A 24,233-nucleotide genomic window follows, 5' to 3' on the forward strand; every position below is an offset into this window, starting at 1 on the left:
TCAGCGGCTTTCCAGCGGCGCGTAATCCCGGTTGGGCGAGCCGTTGTACAGCTGGCGCGGCCGACCGATCTTCTTCTGGGGATCGCCGATCATTTCCTTCCACTGCGAAATCCATCCAACTGTCCGAGCAACGGCAAAGAGCACGGTGAACATAGATGTCGGAAAGCCGATCGCATCCAGGATAACGCCGGAGTAAAAGTCGACGTTGGGATAAAGCTTGCGATCAATAAAATACTGGTCTTCCAGGGCAATACGCTCGAGTTCCTGCGCCACCTGTAGCGTCGGGTTGTTCTCAACACCGAGGATCGACAGAACTTCCTTCGCGGTCTGCTGCATGACTTTGGCACGCGGATCGAAGTTCTTGTAGACGCGGTGACCGAAGCCCATGAGGCGGAACGGATCGTTCTTGTCCTTCGCGCGGGCGATGAACTCGGGGATGCGATCCACCGTGCCGATTTCGCGCAGCATGTTGAGCGCCGCCTCGTTGGCGCCGCCATGTGCGGGGCCCCAGAGGCAGGCAACGCCAGCCGCGACACAGGCGAACGGGTTCGCGTCCGACGAACCGGACAGGCGCACCGTCGAGGTCGACGCATTCTGCTCGTGATCGGCATGCAGCGTGAAGATAAGATCCATGGCGCGCGCGATGCGCGGATCGACCTTGTAGTCTTCCGCCGGCACCGAGAAGCACATGTGAAGGAAGTTCGACGCGTAATCGAGGTCGTTCTTCGGATAGACGAAGGGCTGGCCCACCGAGTACTTGTAGGCCATTGCCGCGATCGTCGGCATCTTCGCAATCATGCGGATCGAAGCGATCTCGCGCTGCTGCGGATCATTGATGTCGGTGGAGTCGTGGTAGAACGCCGAAAGCGCACCAACCACGCCGGTCATGATCGCCATCGGGTGTGCGTCGCGCCGGAAGCCGCGGTAGAAATAGTGCATCTGCTCATGCACCATGGTGTGCCGCGTCACCAGCTTCTCGAACTCGGCGAACTGGGTCTTGGTCGGCAGCTCGCCATAGAGCAGCAGGTAGCAGACCTCGAGATAGTTGGACTTTTCAGCCAGTTGCTCGATCGGATAGCCGCGATACAGCAGTTCGCCCTTGTCCCCGTCGATATAGGTGATGGCGCTGTCGCACGCTGCCGTTGAGGTGAAACCGGGGTCGTAGGTGAACATGCCGGTCTTCGCGTATAGCGAGCGGATGTCCAGCACGTCCGGACCGACGGTCCCGGACAGCACCGGGAACTCGTGGGTCTGGTCCCCGATGACGAGTTTGGCGACTTTGTCAGTCATGTGGCTCTCCTCGATGGCCCCGCGTCTTCGCAGGAGGCGGCGCCGCGGGCAGGGCCCGAGCGGCGCATTTCTGCTGGCGGAGAGGTATCAGCTTTTGTTGTCCCCACGCAAACGCATAGGTAAGCACAGCTTACCCTCCGATAGTATCAGCCGGCGCTGATCTGGTCCTGGAGTCGAGCCATGCTCTCCTCTCGGCCAATCAGCACCATCACCTCGAAAATACCCGGCGAAACGGTGCGTCCGGTCAGCGCCGCGCGCAACGGCTGGGCGACTTTGCCGAGCTTCAGGCCCTTGGCTTCAGCCAACTGCCGCATCGCCGCATCGATCTCCGGTACTGTCCAATCGGCAAGGCCCCTTAGCGTATCGGCAACGCTCGCGAGCAACTGCTTGGCCTCAGGAGTCAGCAGCGCTTGTGCAGCGGTGTCGATGGTGATCGGGCGCGCGGCATAGATGAACTGCGCCAGTTCGATGAGCTCGAGCACGGTCTTGGCGCGCGGCTGCAACTCCGGGAGGGCTGCCAACACCGTGTTGTGGTTGGCGTCCAAGCCGTTCGTATCATCCTCGCGGCCGATCTCGCGCGCGGTGTCGATCATCACGCGGTAGAGGTACTCCGGGTCGGCTTCGCGAATGTAGTGGCCGTTGATGTTCTCGAGCTTGACGAAGTCGAACCGCGCCGCGCCTTTGTTGAGCGCCTCGAGGCTGAACCACTCGACCATCTGCTCGGTCGAGAAGATCTCGTCGTCGCCGTGGCTCCAGCCGAGCCGGGCCAGGTAATTGCGCAACGCCGCTGGCAGGTAACCCATTTGGCGGTACGCCTCCACCCCGAGCGCCCCATGACGCTTCGAGAGCTTGGCTCCGTCAGGGCCATGGATCAGCGGGATGTGTGCCATCTCCGGCACGGTCCAACCCATCGCGTTGTAGATCACGATCTGGCGGGCGGCATTGGTCAGGTGGTCGTCACCACGGATGATGTGAGTCACACCCATGTCGTGGTCGTCCACCACCACCGCATGCATGTAGGTCGGGGTGCCATCCGAGCGCAGGATGATGAAGTCGTCGAGGTTCTCGGCCTTGAACACCACGTCGCCCTGGACGTGATCCTTGACTACGATCTCGCCGGAGAGCGGCGCCTTGATCCGCACCACCGGCTTGACGCCCTCAGGCGCCTCCGACTGATCGCGGTCGCGCCAGTACCCGTTGTAGCGCGGCGGCTTGCCGGCGGCCCGGGCCTCCTCGCGCATCTGCTCCAGTTCCTCGGGTGAGCAGTAGCAATAATAGGCATTGCCGCTCTTCACCAGTTCATGCGCCACCTCGGCGTGCCGGCCGGCACGCGCGAACTGTGAGATCGGCTCGCCGTCCCAATCCAGTCCCAACCATTTGAGTCCGTCTACCAGCGCCGTGACCGCGGCTTCCGTGGAGCGCTCGCGATCGGTGTCTTCGATGCGCAGCAGCATCTTGCCGCCCTGGTTCTTGGCGAAGGCCCAACTGAACAGGGCCGTGCGGGCCCCACCGATATGCAGGTAGCCGGTGGGCGAGGGGGCGAAACGGGTGACGACCTGGGGCATGAAAACCGCGGAAAACGTGGACACTTGGGTCGCCGTGTGTAGCATAGGAAGGCACGAGCGCAAGGGCAGGGGGTGGGCTGGTGCCGAGGGCGGGTTCGCTTAGCGCCGGCGGATGGGCAGGGCTGATGGCTCCTGCAGCGGCTTGGCTGTGGCAGCGACTAGCCAAGGCGCCGGTTCTGCCGGGTGCCACCAGCCGACACCGTGGCTTGTCCGGTGCCATTCTCTTTGCCCTGGAGGCCCGCCGCACCTTCGTCCTTGTTCCCTTTGCCATGGTTGCCGGGCTTATTGTCTATGCCGGCCTGCCCAGCGAACCGATGCAGCCTGCACTGATGGCCGGCATGATGTTGCTGTTGTCGGTAGCGGGTCTGCTGAGACATCGCGCCCTGGTGCACATTGCCGTGTTGGCCTGCTTTGCGTGGTTCGGTGCGGCGCTGCTTCCACTGCATGGCGCGCTGTTCGGCACCGCCATGCTGGAGCGTCCTGCCTTCGGCACCTTCACCGCCCATGTCGACGAAGTCATCTCCGCCAACGCCGAAGAGCGCCGCATTGTCGTCTCCGCGCTTCAGCCGGAGGCCGACACCAGGTCCGTGGACATCCGCCGGGCTCGCTTGCTGGTTCCGCCCGAACCCCCGCTGGCGCCCGGCGACACCATCCGCGCCACTCTGCGCCTCGCGCCGATACCCGGACCTGTTCTTCCCGGATCCTACGACGGGCAGTTCCACTCCTATTTCGCAGGCATCGGTGCCTATGGCACCGTCACAGGCGGCTTCTTCGAGCGTGTTGCAAGCGGCACCGGTTGGGATGCCACGCGCGCCACCGAGTCCTTACGGCTGGCTATCGGCGCCCGGATTGATGCCGTTCTCGATGCCGACGCCGGCGCGATCGCCCGCGCCATGATCATGGGTGATCAGAGCGCCATCACCGACGAAACGCGCGATGTCATGGCGGCTGCCGGTCTCGCCCACATCTACTCCATCTCCGGACTTCACCTCGCCATCGTTGCCGGCGGCATCTACTTCCTGATCCGCCTGCTGCTCGCTGCCATTCCGGCTGCAGCGGTTCACCTGCCTATCAAGCGCATCGCAGCTGTGGCCGGGATACTCGCCGCAGTCGGCTACCTGCTGCTCGCGGGCGGCCTCAACAATGTCCCGGCGCTTCGCTCCACCATCATGCTGGCGCTGGTGTTTGGTGCGGTCCTCGCCGGCCGTCAGGCGCTCACCATGCGCAACGTCGCCATCGCCGCCATCCTGATCATCGTCCTCGATCCGGCCAGCGTTTTCCGCCCGAGCTTCCAGTTGAGTTTTGCGGCCGTGGTGGCCCTGATCGGTTTCTACGAGATGCCGCGTCGAACACGAACGGAGGCGCCGGGCCGATGGTCGATGGTAACTCTGCCGTTACGGGACGCGGCCATCACCAGCTTCATCGCCGGTCTGGCTACCCTGGTCTTCTCTGCCTACCACTTCCAGCAAACGGCGCCGCTCAGTGTGGTCGGCAACATCTTGGTGCTGCCGGTGTTGTCGCTGGTGATCATGCCGTTCGCGGTGGTGTCGGTGCTTGCCATGCCATTGGCCCTGGAGCATTGGCCGCTCGAGATCATGGGCTGGGGCATCGAGCGGATGCTCGACATCGCAGCCTTGGTGGCCGGCTGGAGCGAAGGCTGGACCGGTAATCCCCTCCTCACCGGCTGGGCGCTCGCGATCACGCTGGCCGCGCTCGCCTGGTTCGCCTTCTTCCCGACCCTGTGGCGATTGATCGGCCCAGTCGCGGCCCTGCCATTGCTCCTGCTCTTCGGCTTCGCCGGCCGGCCCGATATTCTGGTGGCCGACACCACCCAGGCAGTCGCCGTGCGCACCGAAGACGGGCTCGGCATGGTCACAGGCCGCACCGGCAGCTTCGCGGTGGATGCCTGGAGCGAGCACTACCAGGAAGAGATCGCCGCCACTGCTGGCGGCGTCCACTGCGACATAAGCGGCTGCATCGCCGCAACCGACCGTTTAGCCTCGCCGCTGCCCGCAGCGTTGACGCGCTGCCGGAGGATTGCGGCCGCCATGACATGTTGATCGCCCGCTTTTCGGTGCCTTCGTGGTGCACGGGCGACGTGATTGACGCGGACAATCTCGCCACCGGCGGCATGCACTGGCTGCGCTGGGACGCCACACAAGGCGCGTTCGAGATCGTCACAGCAATACCGCCGGGGCATCGCCCTTGGCGCATCGCGCGTTAGGCTTGGAAAACGGGCTCGGGCTGCCCCGGGACATCAACCTCGATGGCGAACACCCCGCCGGCGACCTTTTCTGACGCCAGCTGCTCCGCAGACAGGTTCTTGGTAGCCGTGGTGATGAACAGCGTCTTCAGTTCTGGGCCGCCCAGTGCCGGACAACTCACTTGGCTCACCGGCACGTGCACCACCCGGTCGACCGATCCGTCTGGCGCATGCCGTACGACGCGGTGGCCACCCCAACGCGCGCTCCACAGGTAGCCGGCGCTGTCGACGACCGCTCCGTCCGGGTAACCCTCATCCTCTGGCACTTCGACAAACAGCGACCACTCGCCATTTGGCAGGCCGGTTGCCGGATCCACCGGGCATTTTAGGATCCGCTTGGTCGGCGTGTCGGTCCAGTAAGCGATGGCGCCGTCCGGGGAGAAGCAGGTCGCATTGGGTATCGCAACCGGCGTCTTCAGCACCGTCAGTTCCCCGGCACGATAGTGGTAGAGCGTCCCCTGCGGGTCTTCTTCGCTGTCCCTGCCGATGGTCCCGATCCAGTACCCGCCCGAAGGATGGCAGCGGCCGTCATTGCTTCTGGTGCCAGGCTTGTCCGCTTCGATGGCAACGATGGTTTCGCTCATCCGCGAGGTGAGATCGAAGCGCTTCAGGCCCGTTTCCGTAGCGAGCATCAGCGTCTGCTCGTCGATCACCGCCGCAGCGCTGGCCATCTCTTCCAAAGGCCACCGGCCCTCCACCGAACCGCCGGCTCTTGCGGCAAACAGCGTCCGGCGGTTGATGTCGAAATAAAACAGCTGCTGACGCTGCGGGTGCCAAAGCGGGCCTTCGCCCAGTTCGCACCGGCTGTCGATCAGCAGGTGTGCCGTGTCAGTCATTGCGTCTTGCCCCCGTCATACGCGGCCACCGCCGCTGCCGCCCGTTCCGCAACCTGTGCCGCCGATGTTCCCGGCTTGTAGAGGAATGTCCCGAGCCCGAACCCGGCGCAACCTGCGGCGAAGTACTCGGCGAAATTGTCCGGCGCAGCACCGCCCACTGCATAGAGCGGGACGGCTGGCGGCAGTACCGCCTTCATCGCCTTGATCCCCTTCGGCCCCAGCACCTCGGCAGGGAAGAACTTCAGCCCCGTTGCTCCGGCGCGGATGGCGGTGAAAGCATCGCTCGGCGTGAACACGCCGGGGTACGACGCGAGCCCGAGCCGGCGGGTCTCCGCGATTACCTCGGAGTTGGTGTCCGGCGAGACGATGAATTGCCCGCCCGCAGCCGCCACCGCGCGGACATCCTCGGCCGACAACACAGTTCCGGCGCCGATCTCCGCGCGCTCACCGAAGGCCGCGACGGCCTGGCCGATGCTGGTCACAGCGTCCGGGGAGTTGAGCGGCACCTCGATCAGCGTGATTCCCGCTTCGATCAGCGCCTCGCATACGTCCAGCGTCTCCGCAGGCGTGATCCCGCGCAGAATGGCAATCAGATGCCGGTGTTCCATGCTCTACTCCTCGCCACCCAAGCGGCGTGCCGCGGCCAGACCCGCGATCACCACTGCCGTGGCATCATGTATCTCGGACTCGATGCCGGCCATGTCCAGCACGCTGGCATAGAGCTCGCACAGCGTTGATGAACCGATCAGCGGCACCGCCTGGTCGCCGATGCGGGCGCGATTGCCGGCGATTTCGGTGCCGATAAGCAGCCCGGATAGAAAGCCCGCGCACCAGTCCGGTTCGCGGCCCGATAGCAGCGACACCGCCCGCACCTCGAACAGCCGGCCCAGCAACTGGTCCGGGCTTTCGAGCCCCGCTTCCGCGCCCGCGCGAAAGCCGTCAAGTCGTCCCGGCCCGTCCAGAACTCCGTTGAGCGAATGCCGCAGCACCGAATGGTTCCGTAGCACGTCGTAAAGTTCGCCCGTCATGGCGGTCGAGAAATGTTCCACGCGCGTGCCGTTCAGCCGCGCCCATTTCGAATGCGTGCCCGGCATGCACACCATGCCGCTGAAGCCGGGCTTGAGCACGGCCAACCCCAGGAGCTGGGTTTCCTCGCCTCGCATGACGTTGTCGCCACCCGACTTCTGGCACACTCCCGGGAGGATCGCCGGCGCAAAGCGCATATCCGGCATCTCGGGGCGCACGGCGCTATGCACGAGGCCGCGCAGGTCCGCAGGCGCCTCGAGATATGGCGCTTCGAGCCAGCCCTGCCGCGCACCGGCCATACCGCAGATCAGCACCGGCATCCCGTGTCCCGCAGCGACGCCGTCCAGCAGTTCCGTAAGCGCACCTGCAAACTCATGCCGCTGCAGCTTGCCCATGCCCTTGGGGGAGGAGCGCTCCAGCACTGGGTTGCCATCGGCGCCCATGCCCCAGGCCCGCAGATTGGAGGTGCCCCAATCGACGGCCACCCACTCGACGCCACTTGTCACTGTTCCGCCCTCTCTGCACCGGCCCAAGTACATCGAAGCCTAGCCCTTGGCCGCCGCTTCCACCAGTGCTTGCACGCACTTGGCTCAATTGTATGATTTTTTCAAGAGACGGCGTTCCGTGTGCCCACAGACATGCTAGAACGGCACAAATCGCCCGCTTCGATCGGCGGCGAACAGTTGAGGATCTGACCACATGACGGCTGGAAACGGCGGCTCCGCCCCCAAGAAGCTGCGCTCGCGCGCTTGGTTCGACAATCCGGATAATCCGGACATGACCGCGCTTTATCTCGAGCGCTACATGAATTTCGGCGTCTCCCGCGAGGAGTTGCAGTCCGACAAGCCGATCATCGGCATCGCCCAGACCGGCTCCGACCTCAGCCCCTGCAACCGTCATCACATCGTTCTGGCCGAGCGCCTGCGCGAGGGCATTCGTGAAGCTGGCGGCATCGCCATCGAGTTCCCCGTCCACCCGATCCAGGAGACGGGCAAGCGGCCCACCGCGGGTCTCGACCGCAACCTCGCCTATCTCGGCCTGGTGGAAGTGCTCTACGGCTACCCGCTCGATGGCGTGGTGCTGACCATCGGCTGCGACAAGACAACTCCAGCGATGCTGATGGGTGCGGCCACCGTGAACATCCCGGCGATCGCCCTGTCCGTCGGTCCGATGCTCAACGGCTGGCACAAGGGTGAGCGCACCGGCTCCGGCACCATCGTGTGGAAGGCTCGCCAGATGCTCGCCGCCGGCGAGATCGACTACCCGAAGTTCATCGAGCTCGTGGCCTCCTCGGCTCCGTCGACGGGCTACTGCAACACCATGGGCACCGCAACCACGATGAATTCGCTGGCCGAGGCGCTGGGCATGCAGCTTCCGGGCTCGGCTGCCATTCCGGCGCCGTATCGCGACCGCCAGGAGATGGCGTACCGCACCGGCAAGCGCGCCGTGGAAATGGTGCACGAGGACCTCAAGCCCTCGGACATCCTGACCAAGGAGAACTTCCTCAACGCCATCGTGGTGAACTCGGCCATCGGCGGCTCGACCAATGCGCCGATCCACATCAATGCGATTGCCCGCCATATCGGCGTCGAGCTCGATATCGAGGAATGGCAGCAGCACGGGCACCACGTGCCGCTTCTCGTCAACCTGCAGCCGGCCGGCGAGTATCTCGGCGAGGACTACTACCATGCCGGCGGCGTGCCGGCGGTGGTCAACGAGCTGATGAAGCAGGGGCTGATTCACGAGAACGCCCCCACCGTCAATGGCAAGTCGATCGGCGAGAACTGCCGCGATACTCCGATCCAGGACGAGAAGGTGATCCGGCCGTTCGATCAGCCGCTGAAGGCCGAAGCCGGCTTCATCGTGCTGCGTGGCAATCTGTTCGACAACGCCATCATGAAGACCAGCGTGATCTCCCCCGAGTTCCGCGAGCGCTACCTCAGCGATCCGCAGCACCCGGGCATGTTCGAGGGCAAGGCGGTGGTCTTCGACGGGCCAGAAGACTACCACGCTCGCATCGATGATCCCTCGCTCGACATCGACGAATACACCATGCTGTTCATGCGCGGCGCCGGCCCGATCGGCTATCCCGGTGCGGCCGAGGTGGTGAACATGCGGCCGCCCGACTACCTGATCAAGAAGGGCGTCCACTCGCTGCCGTGCATCGGCGACGGGCGCCAGTCGGGCACCTCCGGCTCACCCTCCATTCTCAACGCTTCTCCGGAAGCGGCGGCCGGTGGCAACCTCGCGATCCTCAAGACCGGCGACCGGGTGCGCATCGACCTCAACAAGGGCGAGGCCAACATCCTGATCTCCGACGCCGAGATCCAGCAGCGCCGCGCCAACCTCGAGGCCGAGGGCGGCTACAAGTTCCCGAAGCACCAGACCCCGTGGCAGGAAATCCAGCGCGGCCTCGTCGACCAGCTCGGCAGCGGCGCCGTGCTGAAGCCGGCGGTGAACTACCAGCGCATCGCCCAGACCAACGGCGTCCCGCGCGACAACCACTGACGGCGCGCCAGCACCTGTGGGCCGGTCCCGATCATCGGGGCCGGCTTTTTTGATTCGAAGCGGCTCTGGCGAGGCACTGCCTCGAGAGAGTTGCGCAGACAGAGTGAGGATCGTGCCTCGCCAGAGCGACAGGGGTCCTGTTTCGCTTGCCTGCCCAGAGACCATTCCTGGTCGCTCAGCCGACTGACCGATCCGCCAGGGCGCCGCAGCACTGATGGAGCGGCTTGAATGGGCGGTGCAGCACCATTCAGTGCAGCCGTGTTCCCGGACTTTCCCTTGGGATTCCACGGCAAGACAAGCGAGGTTCGGATCGGGCGACCCCGATCCACCTGCCACCGCATCCCGACCACTCGTCATGACCGCGCTTCAGGATGCGACGGCGAGAGCATAGGGCACGAGTGAGGGGGCGGGGATAAACGGGATAGATTCAGGGCGGCTCACAGAGCCGGGGGCAAGCAGGACACGAGCTGACGCTTGCCAAACGATTTCGATTTCACTTCCGCGGCCAACCTCAACGGAGGCACCGGCAGAGGCTTCACGCCGCTTCGTGTCGATGGTGGATTTCGCGCAAGGCGCGCACGAAGATCTCGTGCCATTCCGGCCCTGGCTCTTTTCCAAGGGTCCACCAGCCGAACCGGAACAAATGGCCGCAATCGTCGGCGGTGAAGAAGTCGAACCGGTCTGGAACGCCGCTGATGGATACCGGTACGAAATGCCAGATCTGCCCATCGGCGAGCGCTGCACTCGTCCACTGTGGACCGGCTCCCGGATCGGCAAGTAGCCCGGCTTCTTCGGTCAGCTCCCGCAAAGCGCCAGCTAGGGGAGTCTCACCGGGCTCGAGCGTCCCCTTGACCAGTTGCATGCCCGCAAGCGCATGACGGAAGACCAGGATCTCCCGCTTCGCTCCGGCCAGGCGCAACACCACCTGGCAAACCTTCTGCGTCTGCTGCTAGGCCACGGGGTCCTAATACTTGCGCATCAGTCCGACGAGACGACCCTGCACCTTCACCCGATCGGGCGGAAAGATGCGGGTTTCGTAGGCCGGATTGGCCGCTTCCAGGGCGATGGTCTGGCCCTTGCGGCGCAGTCGCTTGAGGGTGGCTTCCTCGTCATCGACCAGGGCGACGACGATCTCGCCGGTCGAGGCGCTCTCCTGCTTGCGGATCAGCACGGTGTCGCCGTCGAAGATGCCCGCGTCGATCATCGAGTCGCCGCGGACTTCGAGGGCGAAGTGCTCGCCCGCGCCCAACATCTCGGGCGGCACGGCGATGGTGTGCGAGTGGGTCTGGATGGCTTCGATCGGCGTACCGGCAGCGATACGGCCCATCACTGGTACGGACACCGGGCGGGCATAGTCCTCGCCGCGCGCCGGTGGCGCCGCTACCTTGCCGAGATTGCCTTCGATCACCGCCGGCTCGAACCGCGCCTTGCGCCCGCCCAGGGTCGGGTTCATCGAGTCCGGCAGCTTGATCACTTCCAGTGCCCGCGCCCGATTGGGAAGACGCCGGATGAAGCCACGCTCTTCGAGGGCCGTGATCAGGCGATGAATGCCGGATTTGGAAGCGAGATCGAGCGCGTCCTTCATCTCGTCGAAGGAGGGCGGGATGCCACTCTCCTTCATCCGCTCATGGATGAACATCAGCAGTTCGTGTTGCTTGCGCGTGAGCATTCTGGCCCTTTCGGCGAGAATCGGAACATAGACGGAACGACTATAAGTGTTCCGCCTATGTTCTGCAATAGAGCCGCATGCAGAACTAGAAACCTGAGATCGGGATGGCCTCTACTAAGGCTCCTGCGGCACGGCCCGGATCGTTCTCCGGCTGAACGATCAACATGTCGGCCGCAACCATGGACGAGGTGTGGCCACTATCGGTCTCAAGGATGGGCAATACTTGCGAACCCGCCTCCGTCCGGACCAAGCGCGCCCGCATGAAGTGCCGGCGTGCCGTGTTTGCTGGCGTGGGAGCTGCGAGGGGTAACCGCCAGGTTTCCGGTTCGGTGGCTCCCAGCCAGCGGCGCAGGGCAGGGCGGATGAACACCAGCGCCGTCACCATCGCCGACACGGGATTGCCCGGCAGCCCGAATATCAGGGTCTTGCCGCGGATGCCGAACATCAGCGGCTTGCCCGGCCGCATGTTGATCCGCCAGAAGTCGAGCGTAACGCCTAGCTCCTTCAGCACATCCTGCACCAGGTCATGCTCGCCGACGCTGGCGCCGCCGGTGGTCACCAGCAGGTCCGGCTGGTCGGCTAGGATCGCGGCGAGTCGCGATGTCAGCTCCTGGCGGTCGTCCGGGGCGATGCCGTGGTCGATCACCCGCTCGGCATAGGGCGAGAGCAGCGGCAGCAGTCCGGCGCTGTTGGAGGCAACGATCTGGTCCGGTCCGAGCGGGCTGCCCGGCGGCACCAGCTCGTCCCCGGTGGCGAGCAGGGCAACGGACGGCCGGCGGGCCACGGACACCGTTCCGGCATTCGCCGCAGCCGCAACCGTCAGTTGCAGCGGCCCAAGCAGCGTGCCCGGTGCGAGCAGTTCGTTACCGACCGCGAAGTCATTGCCCCGTAGGCGTACGCTGTGGCCACGGCGTATGGGCGCGGTGAACCGCACCAGGTCACCCTCGCGGACGGCCTCTTCCTGCATGATCACGGTATCTGCGCCGGCCGGCACGGGTGCTCCGGTAAAGATGCGCACCGCCTCGCCGGCACCCAGCGTGCCCTCGAAGCCGGCGCCCGCCTGCGACATGCCGATCACGCGCAACGCCGCACCATTCGCAGCATCAGCGGCGCGGAGGGCATATCCGTCCATGGCCGAGGCGTCGAATGGCGGTTGGTCGTGGCTTGCACTCACCGGAGCCGCCAGCACCCGACCGGCCGCCTCGGACAGCGGCACCGTCTCCGCCGTGACGGGCGGCACGCGGGCCAGGATAGCCGCCATCGCGTCTTCGACTGGCTTGAGGCTCACGGCGTCCGCCGGTAATCGCCCGACTTGCCACCGGATTTCTCCGCCAGCCGCAGGTCGGTGATGGTCATGGCACGGTCCATGGCCTTGCCCATGTCATAGAGCGTCAGCGCGGCGACGCTTGCCGCAGTCAGGGCTTCCATCTCCACCCCGGTCTGGCCGGTGGTTTCCGCCCCGGCCGTCACATGCAGGCCGGAACCGTCAACCAGCGGGTCGATATCGATCGTGACCTTGCTGAGCGCGAGCGGATGGCAGAGCGGGATCAGTTCCGATGTCTTCTTGGCGGCCATGATCCCGGCGATGCGGGCCGTCGCCAGCGCGTCGCCCTTGTTACCGCTGCCTTCCACCAGTGCGGTGATGGTCTCCCTGGTGGCGAGCACCGTGGCTTCGGCCACCGCCCGGCGACGCGTAACCGCCTTGTCACCGATGTCGACCATGTGTGCCTGGCCGCGGGCGTCGAGATGGGTGAGGCCGCTCGCCATCAGTCGGCCGCGACCGGCGCGCCCATCAGCAATGCCCGGGTGGCGGCCACTACGTCCTGCTGCCGCATCAGGCTCTCGCCGACGAGGAAGGTGCCGATACCTGCCTCCCGCTCGAGCTTCACCAGGTGCTGGTGGTCGACGATGCCGCTCTCGCTGACCAGCATCCGGCCCTCCGGCACGCCGACGGCGAGCTTGATGGAGGTATCGAGCGTGGTTTCGAAGGTCCTGAGATTGCGGTTGTTGATGCCGATGAACTCCGCGTCGAGCGCCAGTGCCCGGTCCAGTTCCAACTGGTCGTGCACTTCCACCAGCGCGTCCATGCCCCATTCCTCGGCCGCATCGAGCAGGTATCGCGCAGTGTCGTCGCCAACCGCAGCGAGGATGATCAGGATGCAGTCTGCCCCCCAGGCCCGCGCTTCGGCCACCTGGTAGGTCTCGAACAGGAAGTCCTTGCGCAGCACCGGCAACTGCGTCGCCGCTCGGGCTTCGATCAAATAGCTCGGCGATCCCTGGAAACTCGGGCGGTCGGTCAGCACTGACAGGCAGGCGGCGCCCGCCATTTCGTAGGCGCGGGCGATTGCTGCCGGATCGAAATCCGGTCGGATCAAGCCCTTTGACGGGCTTGCCTTCTTGACCTCGGCAATCAGGGCATAGTTCCCGCTCACCCGCTTAGCCTTGAGTGCCTTGAGGAAGCCACGCGGGGGCGTCTGGTCGTGCGCCTGGGCGACGACTTCGGCCCAGGGCCGCATGGCCTTGGCCGCTGCGATTTCCTCGCGCTTGTAGAGTTCGATCTGCTTGAGGATATCGGTCATTCCGCTCGTCCGTTGGATACCGCCACCAGGCGGGCGAGTGTGGCCTTGGCTTTGCCGCTGTCGATCATCCCGCGCGCCAGGGCAATGCCGTCTTCGATGCTCTCCACCTTGTCGGCGACGAACAGGGCGGCGCCGGCGTTGAGCAGCACGGTGTCACGATAGGCGCCCGGCGCTCCGTCGAGCAAGGCATTGATTGCCGCAGCATTCTCCATCGGATCGCCGCCGAGCAGGTCCTTGGGGTCCGTCAGCCTCAGCCCGACCTGCTCCGGATGCAGTTCGAAACTGCGCAGATCCCCGTTCATGATCTGCGCCACGAAGTTGGGGCCGGAGGTCGACAGCTCATCGAGCCCCTCGCTCGAATGGACCACCCACGCCTTGATGGCGCGGTTGGCCAGGAGCGCTGCGGCGACGGGCTCCACCCATTGCTGCGAATAGACGCCAAGCAGGTAGCGCCGCACGCCCGCCGGATTTGCCTGCGGTCCCAGCAGGTTGAACAGCGTGCGCACGCCCATTTCGGTGCGCGCCGGCCCCACATGCCGCATGGCCGGGTGATGGTGTGGCGCGAACATGAAGGCGATGCCCGCCTGCGCGATGGTGTCGCCGATCTCCGCCGGAGTGAGGTCCAGTTTCACCCCGAGCGCCTCCAGCGCCTGCGACGAGCCCGAACGAGACGACAGCGCCTTGTTGCCGTGCTTGGCCACCGGCACGCCGGTCGCTGCCACCACGATCGCCGTCGCCGTGGAGATGTTGAGGCTGCCGACCCCGTCGCCGCCGGTGCCGACGATGTCGATGGCATTCTCCGGCGCGGTGACCGGCACCATCTGCTCGCGCAGGATCGATACGGCAGCGGCGATCTCGCCCACCGTCTCGCCCTTGATCCGCATGCCCATCAGAAAGGCGCCGATCTGGGCGGGGGTTGCCTCGCCGGCCATGATGCTGCGCATCACGCTGCGCATTTCTTCGCCGGTGAGGTCGCGCCGATCGGCGACCTTGTGCAGCGCCTGCTTGATGTCCATCACGCCGCCTCCCGCTTGCCGTTGAACTCCTTGGCGAGGTTCAGGAAATTCTGCAAGAGCGCATGGCCGTTCTCGCTGGCGATGCTCTCCGGGTGGAACTGCACCCCGTGAACCGGCAGCGTCTTGTGCTGCATGCCCATGATCAGGCCGTCCTCGGTGCGAGCGGTGACCTCCAGCGTCTCCGGCAGCGTCTCTGCCCTGACGATCAGCGAGTGGTAGCGTGTCGCCTCGAAGCCGGCGTTCAGCCCGCGGAAGATGCCCTTGGCTGTGTGCTCGATGCGGCTGGTCTTCCCGTGCACCAGGTGCGGCGCCCGGATCACTTCGCCGCCGAGCGCCTGGCCCATGGCCTGGTGGCCCAGGCACACGCCCAGCATCGGAATCTCGCCTTTGAACCGGTCGATCACGGCGAGGCACACCCCCGCTTCGTTGGGCGTGCATGGCCCGGGCGACAGGACAATGGCCTCAGGGGCCATCTCAGCAATTTCGTCCGGCGTGATTTTGTTGTTGCGGCGCACGGTGATGTCGGCGCCGAGTTCGCCCAGAAAGTGGACGAGATTGTAGGTGAAGCTGTCGTAATTATCGATGACGAGGGTCTTGGTCATTTGGAGCCTGCCTCAAACAGAATGGATCTGGCGGTTGGTCAGAACCAGCTCCGCCATCGCCCCACCAACCGCGTGCCCCCACGCACTCCCCATGCCGAAAAGCTGCTCACTGCCCGATCCTCGCTTCGCCGGCATAGCGTAGCGCTTCTTCGGCCGCCGTGAACAGGGCCCGCGCCTTGTTCTCGCATTCCATCTGCTCGAGCTCGGGCTGGCTGTCGGCGACGATGCCGGCGCCGGCCTGCACATAGAGCTTGCCGTTCTTGACGATGCCGGTGCGCAAGACGATGCAGGTGTCCATCGTCCCGTCTGCGCCGAAATAGCCCACGCAGCCGCCGTAGATGCCGCGGCGGGAGGTCTCGAGCTCGTCGATGATCTCCATCGCCCGCACCTTCGGCGCGCCCGACACGGTGCCCGCGGGAAAGCCTGCTGCCAGCGCATCGACGAAGTCGTATTGCGGGTCCAGTTCGCCCACCACGTTCGAGACGATGTGCATCACGTGCGAATAGTATTCGAGGAAGAACTTGTCGGTGACCTTCACCGAACCGATCTTCGCCACCCGGCCGACGTCATTGCGGCCGAGGTCGAGCAGCATCAGATGTTCCGCCAGTTCCTTCGGGTCGCTCAGCAGCTCCGCCGCCAGTTCCTGGTCGCGCGTCGGGGTGGAGCCGCGTTTCCGGGTGCCGGCGATCGGTCGAATCGTGACTTGCCCGTTCTGCACCCGTACGAGGATTTCGGGGCTCGACCCCGCGACGGCGAAATCGCCGAAGTCGAGGAAGTACATGTAGGGGCTGGGGTTGGTCCGGCGCAGGGCGCGGTACAACGCCGTCGGGGGCAGGCTGAACTCGGCCTCGAAGCGCTGGCTCAGAACCACCTGGAAGATGTCGCCGGCGGCGATGTACTCCTTGGCCCGCGCCACCATGCCGAAATAGGCCTCGCGGCTGGTATTGCTGGTGACGGCCAGCGTCTCGAGGTCGGGCAGGGCAGGGGCGGCCGGCAACGACTGGTTCAGTCGCGCCACGGCCTCGTCCATGCGCGCCTCTGCTGCTTCATAGGCCTGCCGAGCGGTGACGCCGGCGCGGACATAGACCGGGGCGGTGATATAGAGTTCGTCCTTGACCGTGTCGAAGATCGCCAGCAGCGACGGCCGGATCAGCGTTGCTTCGGGAAGGCCGAGCTCGTCGGGGTTGCTGTTGGGCAGCACCTCCATGTAGCGGACCATTTCGTAGCCGAGAAAGCCATAGACGCCCGCGGATTGCGGCGGCAGGCCGGCGGGCATGTCGATCTGGCTTTCGGCCACCAGCAGCCGTAGCGCGTCGAGCGGCTTCTCCGCCAGCGGCTCGAACGCGTTCGGGTGGATCTGCGCGGAGCGGTTGATCGACGCCTCGCCATGCTCGACCTTCAGGATCACGTCCGGCAAGAGGCCGATGATCGAATAGCGTCCGCGGGTGCTTCCGTCCTGTACGGATTCGAGCAGGAAGGTGTTGCTCCGTCCGCTGGCGAGCTTGAGATAGGTGCCGATCGGCGTCTCGAGGTCGGCCACCACGCGACGCCAGACGATCTGCGATTTCCCGGCATCGTATTGCTCGGAAAAACGCGGAAAGACGTCGTCGGCCATGGTGGCTTCTTTCGAGGTGAGGGCGCTACTGCGTGGCGCCGGTGATGGCAAGCGCCTCGTTCAGCGCCTGCTGGTTGATCCGCAGCCCGGCATCGTCACGGACACCGGCGACGAACTCGCCATAGAGCCCGATCTGGGCCTCCTGGTCGAGGCCGTCGACGACCTCCTGCTCGAGCGTTGCATCGGCGGGAATGACGCTGGTGACCTGGAACACGGTCACGCTGCCATCTTCGCCCACGGCGGTGTCCACCAGGTCCGGCCCACCGGCAAACGCCGCGGAGGCGATCGTGCCGTCGATGGTGCCGTCGGAGGAACCGAAGCGGGTGAACGGCGTGCTCAGTTGCGGGAAGGTGTTGTAGCTGGCGGCAACGTCGGCCAGCGCCGTCCCGCCCTGCACCTCGGCGACGGCCTCTTCAGCCGCGTCCAGCAGGGCATTGTTGGTCCGCTCGGTCATCAGGGCAGCCGCGACGTCGTCGCGGACTTCGTCCAGCGTTTGGTCCCGCGCGGGTTCGATGGCGTTCAGTTCGAAATAGACATTGGTGTTGCCGGCCATCGGCACGGCCGCCGTCAGATCGCCCTGCTCCGCCGCAAAGATGGCCTGCGCCAGACGGGTGCGGTCCTCGGGGTTGATGCCGGGGATGATCTCCAGCTCGCTGCCGCCGGCGGTGACGCCCGCTTCGTAGAGGTCGAGCCCAAAGCGCTCGGCGATCTCGGTCAGCGGCCGGAATGCGGCACGCAGTTCTTCCACCTGATCCTGGATATCGGCGATTTCGTTGCGCGCCTCGGCAAGCGCGAGCCGCTCCTCGATCTCGGCCCGCGCTTCTTCGAGCGATGGGGTACCGCCCGGCTCGATGGCCGATACATGCACGGCGCGGCGGCCGGCGACGCCCTCGATGACGGTAAACTGACCTTGTTCCAGGCCCAAGGCTGCCTCGGCCAGGGCAGGGTCCGTGACCTGGCTCTGGGCCAGCGTGCCCAGCGAGGTGGGTGTCAGGCCTGCCTCGGCAACAAGCTGCTCGAACGGTGTGCCGGCGGTCAGGCCAGCCTCGAAGGCAGTGGCCTGGTCGGCATTCAGCACCACCTGCTCGATGGTGCGGCGCTCCGGCTGGGTCAGGCTGTCGCGGGTGCGCTCATACTCGGCGGCGATCGCCTCGTCAGAGATGGTCTTGCTGGCAGCCAACGTGGTTGGCGACAGCACCAGCATCTGCGTCTGGCGGGTTTCGACGGTGCGGAACTCGGCCTGGTGCTCCGCGAGGTAGGCAGCGAGTTCTTCCTCAGTTGGCTCCGGCGGGCTCGGCAGGCTGGTGGCGTTCAACACGAAATATTCGATCGTGCGCTGGTCGTTCACATAGGCATTGATCAGCTCGGTGCCGGCCGCCGGCAGGCCGGCTTCGCCGAACAGGCTCAATACCAGTTGCTGGCGGCGTGCCGCTGCGGTCTGGTCTTCGAAATATTCCGCCTCGGTGATGCCGCTCGCCCGCAGCACCTGTTCGAACGAGGCCGGGTCGAACGTGCCGAGCGTGCCGCGGAAGGAGGGGTCCTCGCGGACCATCTCGGCGAGCTTTGCTTCCGAAACGCCAAGCCCGAAACGCGTCGCCAATTGGTCCAGCGCGGCGTCCTGCGCCAGTTGCTGCAGGGTCAGGGTCGGAATGCCGAAGTTCACCGCATCCTGAGGCGAAGGAACCGAGCCGATCTGCTGCGCGACGCGGTTCACCTGGCTCTGATAGGCGCGCAGGAACTCGTTGGCGGTGATGTCTTCGCTGCCGACGCGCGCGACGGTATTGCTGCCGAAGCCCAGAATGACATTGTTGATGCCGAAGCCGGCGAGGCCGATCAGCAGCAACGCGCCCATAATCCGGCCGGGCCAGGATTTTGCAAACGCGCGCAAACCATCGAGCATGTGACAACGTTCCAGTTTCGCCCAGTCGTCCGTCAGCGGACGTCCGGCATAGCCAAAGTCGACTTGCGGGGTTATGGCAAAGCCGTTGCCGGTGCAAGAGGTATAGAGGAGCAAACAGTGACCACCACGATTTCGCCGCTCATCGCAGGGAACTGGAAGATGAACGGGTTGCGTGCCTCCCTCGAGGAAATCTCCGCCTTGGCGAGTCTGCTGACCACGGGCGAGGCGCCGCGTGCGCTGGTCGTTGTCTGTCCCCCTGCCACCATTCTCCACGCCGTGGCTTCGAGCGGGGCCACGAGCGGCATTCTCGCCGGTGGCCAGGATTGTCATCCGGCCGCCTCCGGCGCCCACACCGGCGACATCTCGGCCGGCATGCTGGCCGATGCCGGCGCCCAGTTCGTCATCGTCGGACACTCCGAGCGCCGCACCCAGCACGGCGAGACGGATGAACTCGTGCGTGCCAAGGCGGAAGCCGCGATGGGAGCAGGGCTCAAGCCCATCATCTGCGTTGGCGAGACAGAGAGCGAACGGGACAGCGGCGAAGCCGAATCCGTCGTTGCACGGCAGCTTGCCGGCTCGATCCCAGATGCAGGGGGGCAACACGAGGTGATCGTGGCCTATGAGCCGGTCTGGGCGATCGGCACCGGCCGCACGCCAACCAATGAAGAAATCGCGAGGATGCATGCCAGCATTCGCCAGCACCTGGTGGAGCGCTTCGGCGAGCCTGGGCAGACCACGCGCATTCTCTACGGTGGGTCGATGAAGCCGATGAACGCCCGCGAGATCCTGTCGCTGGAAAACGTCAATGGTGGTCTCGTCGGTGGTGCCAGCCTCTTGGCAAAAGACTTTTACACCATTATCTCGGCGGTCTGAACGAGCGGGCCGGAGGCTCGGCGGTTTTTCCGCCCGGCCTCTGGCATTCGCCGCTTGAGGCGTGTATGACGCCGCATCTCTTGACGACGATACGAAGGACCCGATGGCAAACGTCCTGATTGTGGCCTACCTGCTCATCGTGCTGGCGCTGATCGCGGTGATCCTGCTGCAGCGCTCCGAGGGCGGCGCGCTGGGCATCGGCGGCGGTGGCGGCGGCTTCATGACCGCCCGTGGCTCGGCCAACCTGCTCACCCGCACCACGGCCATTCTGGCGGCCCTGTTCTTTGCCACCGCCATCGGCCTCACCATCATGAGCGAGCTCGACCGCAGCACCTCGACCATTCTGGATCGGGCAGTGCAGACGCAGGACGGCGAAGCCCCGGCTACGGTTCTCGACGCGCTGAACGCCCTGCAGGGCGACAGCAGCTCCGACCTGCCGGTTCCGGCCCCTGCCGCGCCGACACCCTCGACGGCCCCGGCTGCACCTACTCCGGCGGGTCCGGCTGCGCCCGAAGCTGCAGCTCCGGCGGCGGACAGCGCCAGCGACCTTCCCGTTCCCGCGGCGCCCGCGCCGACGGAGCAACAGCCGGCTGCGCCGGCGACGAACTAACCGGCGCGAGATGCGACGGATGGGGAGGGGATGGCGACATCCCCTTCTTCTTTTGTGTGAGAAGCCGGCTCGCGGCTCTCCGAATCGAAGACGATATGATTAAGGTGAGCGCCCATGGCTCGGTACGTATTCATCACCGGTGGCGTGGTTTCTTCTTTGGGCAAGGGGCTCGCCTCGGCAGCACTCGGCGCGGTGCTCCAGGCGCGCGGCTACAAGGTCCGCCTTCGCAAGCTCGACCCCTATCTCAACGTCGACCCGGGCACCATGTCGCCCACCCAGCACGGTGAGGTCTTCGTCACCGACGATGGCGCCGAGACCGACCTCGATCTCGGTCACTACGAGCGCTTCACCGGCCGCGCCGCCAACAAGAAAGACAACATCACCACCGGCCGGATCTACTCCGACATCCTCGCCAAGGAACGCAAGGGCGAGTATCTCGGCGCGACGGTGCAGGTGATCCCGCACGTCACCGACGCCATCAAGAACTTCGTGCTCGACGGCAACGAGGAGTTCGACTTCGTCCTCGTCGAGATCGGCGGCACCGTCGGCGACATCGAGGGGCTGCCGTTCTTCGAGGCCATCCGCCAACTCGGCAACGACCTGCCGCGCGGTCACGCCGCCTATCTTCATCTCACGCTGATGCCGTACATCCCCTCGGCGGGCGAGTTGAAGACCAAGCCGACCCAGCACTCGGTGGCCGAACTCCGCTCCATCGGCATCATGCCGGACGTGCTGCTGGTGCGCTGCGACCGTCCGATCCCGGAAAGCGACAAGAAGAAGCTGGCGCTTTTCTGCAACGTGCGCGAGAGCGCCGTTATCCAGGGTCTCGACGTCGGCTCCATCTACGACGTGCCGGTGGCCTACCATCGGGAAGGCCTGGACCGCGAGATCCTCGCCGCCTTCGGCATCACCGATGCGCCCGCTCCGGACCTGACCGCCTGGGAAGAAGTCTCCCGCCGGCTCCACAATCCGGAGGGCGAGGTCAACATTGCCATCGTCGGCAAGTACACCGGCCTCAAGGACGCCTACAAATCCCTCAGTGAAGCCCTGACCCATGGCGGCATTGCCAACAAGGTGAAGGTGAACCTGCAGTGGATCGACTCCGAGGTGTTCGAGCGCGACGATCCGGCGCCCTATCTCGAACATGTCCACGGCATCCTCGTGCCCGGCGGATTCGGCGAACGTGGAGCCCAGGGCAAGATCGAGGCGGCCCGCTTCGCCCGCACCAAGGACGTGCCCTATTTCGGCATCTGCTTCGGCATGCAGATGGCCTGCATCGAGGCTGCCCGCAACACCGCCGGTATCCGCAATGCCTCATCCACCGAGTTCGGACCGACCAAGGAGCCGATCGTGGGGATGATGACCGAGTGGGTGAAGGGTAACGAGAAGGAAGTGCGCGGGTCGGAGGGGGATCTGGGCGGCACCATGCGGCTGGGGGCTTATCCGGCGCAACTGACCCGCGGGTCGCGGGTGGCGGACATCTATGGTTCGACGCGCATTTCCGAGCGCCACCGGCACCGCTACGAAGTCAACATGGACTATCGTAAGGTCTTGGAAAAGAACGGCTTATTGTTCTCGGGCGTGTCGCCCGACGGCAAGTTGCCGGAGATCGTGGAGCGCACCGACCACCCCTGGTTTATCGGCGTGCAGTTCCATCCGGAGCTGAAATCCAAGCCGTTCGAGCCGCATCCGCTGTTCGCCAGCTTCATCGCCGCGGCCATCGAGCAGAGCCGGCTGGTCTAGTTTCCGGCTCTGCTTTGCAGCGCTTTATGTTGCGTTCCGTTACCCGTGAGCGACGGAACGCAGCGATTCCGTGACGTTTAACCAGCCAACCAGGCAAGCTGCTCGGGCGTGAGCGCGATGTCGAGCGCCTTGAGGCTGTCGTCGAGCTCGTCGAGGGTGCGCGGCCCGATCAGCGGGATGCTGGGGAAGGGCTGCGCCAGCACATAAGCGAGCGCGACATGGATCGGGCTCTTGCCCAATTTCTGCGCCAGCTCAATGGCCCGGTCGCGCCGGCCGAAGTTCTGCTCGTTGTACCAGCAACGGACGAGCTCTTCGTTGTCCCGCTTGTCGCGACCGGCACGGTCGGTGAAGAAACCGCGGCCCTGGCTCGACCAGGAGAAGTTGGTCACCTGCCGGTCGATCAGCCACTGCCTGAAGTCCGGCGTCGAGGCCGTGACGCAACCGGCCCAGATCGGCTCCAGCATCTCGGCGAGGGCAAAGTTGTTGCTGAGCGCCATCGGCTTGGTCTTGCCGGTGCGCTCGGCATAGGCAATGGCCTCGTCGAAGCGCTCGCGGGTCCAGTTGCTGCCGCCGAAGGGACCGCGAATCCGGCCGGCTTTCACCTCCGCATCCATGGCATCGACGAACTCGCCGACCGGGACGTCGAGGTTGTCGCGGTGCATGAAGTAGACGTCGACATAGTCGGTCTGCAGACGGTCCAGTGACTGGGTCAACTGCTTGCCGATGACGTCCGGGTAGCAGAGCGGGGAATGCGCGCCCTTGCCGATCACGACGGCGCCGTCGCGGGTGCCGCGGCTGCGGTGCCAGTGGCCGAACAGGGTTTCGGTGTAGCCGGCGCCATAGACGAAGGCGGTGTCGAATATATTGCCGCCGCGCTCCCAGAAGGCATCCAGCATGATGGCGCCGGAACTGAAGGTGCGGAAATCCTCGAAACCGAGGGCGACGACGGAGGCCGGCTTGCCGAGCCGCGGCACGCTCCGCTTGGCGATGGGGCCCTTGTTCTCACCCAGCGGGCGATTGTCGATGGTGTGCGTGCGCCGTTCCGGTGTCTCGACGACGAACTCGATGCCCGCATCCTTGCGCCAGAGATCGAGCACGCGGGCATTGCCGAGGCTGTCGGCCCAACTCATGCCGGGAGCGGCGAACTCCTGCCGACCGGCCAGAATCGCCTCGGCCGCTGCGTCGGCCTCGAAGGAGTAGACGTGGCGCTCTTCGCCGACGCTGATCGTCTCGGTCTTGCCGCCCTTGATGATGTCGATGCGACCGAGACCTTTGGTCCGGTCGCCACCGGCGAACCAGAAGTCCGGCACTTCGATGCGGCCTTCGGAGCCGTGGATGCGCAGGACGTTGTCGAGATTGACGAACACGGCGCAGGCGACCTGCGCTACGATCCCGTTCTCGAAGGTCAGCACGGCCGCGGCCCAGTCATCGGTGCCTTCGGCGTTGAGCTTGGCGGTACCCCGGACCTTCACCGGGTCGGCGAAGGGCTGGCCCGTTGCGGCGCCCGCGATCAGGCGCGCCATTGATACCGGGTACCCACCGACATCGAGAATGCCGCCACCAGCCAATTCCGAGGCGAACAGGCGGTGCTCCGGCATGAAGCGCGGCATCTGGAAGCCGAAGCTCGACTGGATCATGCGCACCTCGCCGATGGCGCCGCTGCGGATCAGCTCGAGCAGCTTGCCCGTCTGCGGGTGGAGGCGATACATGAACGCTTCGCCGGCGAAGGTGCCGGCCTGGCGGTGGGCGTGGAAGACGGCGCCGATCTCATGCGCCGAGAGCGCCAGCGGCTTTTCCACCAGCACGTGCTTGCCGGCCTTGGCTGCCTTGATGGCCCATTCGGCATGACCGGTGTGGGGTACGGCGATATAGACGGCGTCGATCTCCGGATCATCGAGCAGCGTCTGGTAGCCGTGCACGACACGGACGCCAGGAAAGTCCTCGGCCAAGCTGGCGCGGCCTGGGTCGCGGGTGGCGACAGCGGCAAGCTCGCAATGCGCGGAACCCAGAACGCCGCCGCGGAATGCTTTCGCAATGCTGCCCGGCCCGATGATGCCCCACCGAATCTTCTTGGTCATGTACTCCCCCGGAGGCGTCGACTGGCGCCTTTTCAATCCTCTCGTGGGTTCCTAAGCTAA

21 protein-coding genes are annotated in these 24,233 nt (G+C 65.4%); 6 read left to right on the forward strand and 15 right to left on the reverse strand.

Features of this window, described 5'->3' with window-relative positions; genetic code table 11:
* Together gltA and gltX are read right to left on the reverse strand one after the other, a co-directional pair.
* Positions 1-1,290, reverse strand: a complete 1,290-nt coding sequence (gene gltA, locus ACFSX5_RS17360; protein ID WP_386835130.1) for a citrate synthase — start codon at positions 1,288-1,290, stop codon at positions 1-3.
* Between the two features lie 146 nt (positions 1,291-1,436).
* Complete coding sequence (gene gltX / locus ACFSX5_RS17365; RefSeq protein WP_386835679.1) at positions 1,437-2,855, reverse strand: glutamate--tRNA ligase; 1,419 nt, start codon at positions 2,853-2,855, stop codon at positions 1,437-1,439.
* A 125-nt stretch (positions 2,856-2,980) separates the two neighbouring features.
* On the opposite strand from gltX, the gene ACFSX5_RS17370 reads away from it, so the two are divergent.
* Both ACFSX5_RS17370 and ACFSX5_RS17375 read left to right on the forward strand, forming a co-directional pair.
* Positions 2,981-4,915: a ComEC/Rec2 family competence protein gene (locus tag ACFSX5_RS17370; RefSeq protein WP_386835131.1), complete on the forward strand. Its 1,935-nt coding sequence runs from the start codon at positions 2,981-2,983 to the stop codon at positions 4,913-4,915.
* Entirely contained in the window at positions 4,909-5,079 is a 171-nt protein-coding gene (locus tag ACFSX5_RS17375) for a hypothetical protein (RefSeq protein ID WP_386835132.1), read from the forward strand. The genes ACFSX5_RS17370 and ACFSX5_RS17375 overlap by 7 nt, the downstream gene beginning before the upstream one ends.
* Here ACFSX5_RS17375 and ACFSX5_RS17380 read toward each other — a convergent pair.
* Genes ACFSX5_RS17380 through ACFSX5_RS17390 form a run of 3 tightly spaced genes read right to left on the reverse strand, consistent with a single transcriptional unit; the run spans position 5,076 to position 7,486 of the window.
* Positions 5,076-5,954 carry an SMP-30/gluconolactonase/LRE family protein gene (locus ACFSX5_RS17380; protein ID WP_386835133.1) on the reverse strand — a complete coding sequence of 293 codons (879 nt, stop codon included), beginning with the start codon at positions 5,952-5,954 and terminating at the stop codon, positions 5,076-5,078. The genes ACFSX5_RS17375 and ACFSX5_RS17380 overlap by 4 nt on opposite strands.
* Positions 5,951-6,562 carry a 2-dehydro-3-deoxy-6-phosphogalactonate aldolase gene (locus ACFSX5_RS17385; protein WP_386835134.1) on the reverse strand — a complete coding sequence of 204 codons (612 nt, stop codon included), beginning with the start codon at positions 6,560-6,562 and terminating at the stop codon, positions 5,951-5,953. Before ACFSX5_RS17385 ends, ACFSX5_RS17380 begins: the two co-directional genes overlap by 4 nt.
* Positions 6,563-6,565: 3 nt before the next feature.
* Positions 6,566-7,486, reverse strand: coding sequence for a 2-dehydro-3-deoxygalactonokinase (locus ACFSX5_RS17390; protein ID WP_386835135.1), 921 nt, complete (start codon positions 7,484-7,486; stop codon positions 6,566-6,568).
* A 193-nt stretch (positions 7,487-7,679) separates the two neighbouring features.
* On the opposite strand from ACFSX5_RS17390, the gene ACFSX5_RS17395 reads away from it, so the two are divergent.
* On the forward strand, positions 7,680-9,488 hold the full coding sequence (locus ACFSX5_RS17395) for an IlvD/Edd family dehydratase (protein WP_386835136.1): 1,809 nt from the start codon (positions 7,680-7,682) through the stop codon (positions 9,486-9,488).
* 535 nt (positions 9,489-10,023) lie between these two features.
* Here ACFSX5_RS17395 and ACFSX5_RS17400 read toward each other — a convergent pair.
* The 9 genes from ACFSX5_RS17400 to ACFSX5_RS17440 form a co-directional block, all read right to left on the reverse strand.
* Complete coding sequence (locus ACFSX5_RS17400) at positions 10,024-10,413, reverse strand: NUDIX domain-containing protein (RefSeq protein ID WP_386835137.1); 390 nt, start codon at positions 10,411-10,413, stop codon at positions 10,024-10,026.
* A gap of 39 nt (positions 10,414-10,452) precedes the next feature.
* Positions 10,453-11,157, reverse strand: coding sequence for a transcriptional repressor LexA (gene lexA / locus ACFSX5_RS17405; protein WP_386835138.1), 705 nt, complete (start codon positions 11,155-11,157; stop codon positions 10,453-10,455).
* 85 nt (positions 11,158-11,242) lie between these two features.
* Complete coding sequence (locus ACFSX5_RS17410) at positions 11,243-12,445, reverse strand: molybdopterin molybdotransferase MoeA (RefSeq protein ID WP_386835139.1); 1,203 nt, start codon at positions 12,443-12,445, stop codon at positions 11,243-11,245.
* Entirely contained in the window at positions 12,442-12,924 is a 483-nt protein-coding gene (moaC, locus tag ACFSX5_RS17415) for a cyclic pyranopterin monophosphate synthase MoaC (RefSeq protein ID WP_386835140.1), read from the reverse strand. Before moaC ends, ACFSX5_RS17410 begins: the two co-directional genes overlap by 4 nt.
* Positions 12,924-13,736 (reverse strand): indole-3-glycerol phosphate synthase TrpC, encoded by an 813-nt coding sequence (trpC, locus tag ACFSX5_RS17420; RefSeq protein ID WP_386835141.1) that lies wholly within the window; start codon positions 13,734-13,736, stop codon positions 12,924-12,926. Before trpC ends, moaC begins: the two co-directional genes overlap by 1 nt.
* A complete protein-coding gene (gene trpD, locus ACFSX5_RS17425) occupies positions 13,733-14,755 on the reverse strand; it encodes an anthranilate phosphoribosyltransferase (protein ID WP_386835142.1) in 1,023 nt (340 codons plus the stop codon). The genes trpC and trpD overlap by 4 nt, the downstream gene beginning before the upstream one ends.
* Positions 14,752-15,354, reverse strand: coding sequence for an anthranilate synthase component II (locus tag ACFSX5_RS17430; RefSeq protein ID WP_386835143.1), 603 nt, complete (start codon positions 15,352-15,354; stop codon positions 14,752-14,754). Before ACFSX5_RS17430 ends, trpD begins: the two co-directional genes overlap by 4 nt.
* 106 nt (positions 15,355-15,460) lie before the next feature.
* Entirely contained in the window at positions 15,461-16,969 is a 1,509-nt protein-coding gene (trpE, locus tag ACFSX5_RS17435; RefSeq protein WP_386835144.1) for an anthranilate synthase component I, read from the reverse strand.
* Positions 16,970-16,994: 25 nt separating this feature from the next.
* Positions 16,995-18,983: a peptidylprolyl isomerase gene (locus tag ACFSX5_RS17440; RefSeq protein ID WP_386835145.1), complete on the reverse strand. Its 1,989-nt coding sequence runs from the start codon at positions 18,981-18,983 to the stop codon at positions 16,995-16,997.
* A 3-nt stretch (positions 18,984-18,986) separates the two neighbouring features.
* Between ACFSX5_RS17440 and tpiA the strand changes: the two genes are divergently transcribed.
* The 3 genes from tpiA to ACFSX5_RS17455 all read left to right on the forward strand — a co-directional run bounded on the left by tpiA (position 18,987) and on the right by ACFSX5_RS17455 (position 22,095).
* Positions 18,987-19,742 carry a triose-phosphate isomerase gene (gene tpiA / locus ACFSX5_RS17445; RefSeq protein ID WP_386835146.1) on the forward strand — a complete coding sequence of 252 codons (756 nt, stop codon included), beginning with the start codon at positions 18,987-18,989 and terminating at the stop codon, positions 19,740-19,742.
* A gap of 103 nt (positions 19,743-19,845) precedes the next feature.
* Positions 19,846-20,352 carry a preprotein translocase subunit SecG gene (gene secG / locus ACFSX5_RS17450; protein ID WP_386835147.1) on the forward strand — a complete coding sequence of 169 codons (507 nt, stop codon included), beginning with the start codon at positions 19,846-19,848 and terminating at the stop codon, positions 20,350-20,352.
* Between the two features lie 114 nt (positions 20,353-20,466).
* Positions 20,467-22,095: a CTP synthase gene (locus ACFSX5_RS17455; RefSeq protein ID WP_386835148.1), complete on the forward strand. Its 1,629-nt coding sequence runs from the start codon at positions 20,467-20,469 to the stop codon at positions 22,093-22,095.
* A gap of 77 nt (positions 22,096-22,172) precedes the next feature.
* On the opposite strand, the gene ACFSX5_RS17460 is transcribed toward ACFSX5_RS17455, so the two are convergent.
* Complete coding sequence (locus tag ACFSX5_RS17460) at positions 22,173-24,173, reverse strand: aldo/keto reductase (RefSeq protein ID WP_386835149.1); 2,001 nt, start codon at positions 24,171-24,173, stop codon at positions 22,173-22,175.
* Positions 24,174-24,233 lie beyond the last annotated feature (60 nt).

The organism is Devosia albogilva (assembly GCF_042685625.1).
GTDB lineage: Bacteria > Pseudomonadota > Alphaproteobacteria > Rhizobiales > Devosiaceae > Devosia > Devosia albogilva.

Excerpts from the sequence above, each read along its gene's own strand:
- ACFSX5_RS17460 (WP_386835149.1), bottom strand. The coding sequence starts at position 24,173 with ATGACCAAGAAGATTCGGTGGGGCATCATCGGGCCGGGCAGCATTGCG.
- ACFSX5_RS17370 (WP_386835131.1), top strand. The coding sequence starts at position 2,981 with ATGGCTCCTGCAGCGGCTTGGCTGTGGCAGCGACTAGCCAAGGCGCCG.
- trpE (WP_386835144.1), bottom strand. The coding sequence starts at position 16,969 with ATGGCCGACGACGTCTTTCCGCGTTTTTCCGAGCAATACGATGCCGGG.
- secG (WP_386835147.1), top strand. The coding sequence starts at position 19,846 with ATGGCAAACGTCCTGATTGTGGCCTACCTGCTCATCGTGCTGGCGCTG.
- ACFSX5_RS17455 (WP_386835148.1), top strand. The coding sequence starts at position 20,467 with ATGGCTCGGTACGTATTCATCACCGGTGGCGTGGTTTCTTCTTTGGGC.
- gltA (WP_386835130.1), bottom strand. The coding sequence starts at position 1,290 with ATGACTGACAAAGTCGCCAAACTCGTCATCGGGGACCAGACCCACGAG.
- ACFSX5_RS17380 (WP_386835133.1), bottom strand. The coding sequence starts at position 5,954 with ATGACTGACACGGCACACCTGCTGATCGACAGCCGGTGCGAACTGGGC.
- lexA (WP_386835138.1), bottom strand. The coding sequence starts at position 11,157 with ATGCTCACGCGCAAGCAACACGAACTGCTGATGTTCATCCATGAGCGG.
- ACFSX5_RS17375 (WP_386835132.1), top strand. The coding sequence starts at position 4,909 with ATGTTGATCGCCCGCTTTTCGGTGCCTTCGTGGTGCACGGGCGACGTG.
- ACFSX5_RS17395 (WP_386835136.1), top strand. The coding sequence starts at position 7,680 with ATGACGGCTGGAAACGGCGGCTCCGCCCCCAAGAAGCTGCGCTCGCGC.
- gltX (WP_386835679.1), bottom strand. The coding sequence starts at position 2,855 with ATGCCCCAGGTCGTCACCCGTTTCGCCCCCTCGCCCACCGGCTACCTG.
- trpC (WP_386835141.1), bottom strand. The coding sequence starts at position 13,736 with ATGACCGATATCCTCAAGCAGATCGAACTCTACAAGCGCGAGGAAATC.
- moaC (WP_386835140.1), bottom strand. The coding sequence starts at position 12,924 with ATGGCGAGCGGCCTCACCCATCTCGACGCCCGCGGCCAGGCACACATG.
- ACFSX5_RS17385 (WP_386835134.1), bottom strand. The coding sequence starts at position 6,562 with ATGGAACACCGGCATCTGATTGCCATTCTGCGCGGGATCACGCCTGCG.
- ACFSX5_RS17430 (WP_386835143.1), bottom strand. The coding sequence starts at position 15,354 with ATGACCAAGACCCTCGTCATCGATAATTACGACAGCTTCACCTACAAT.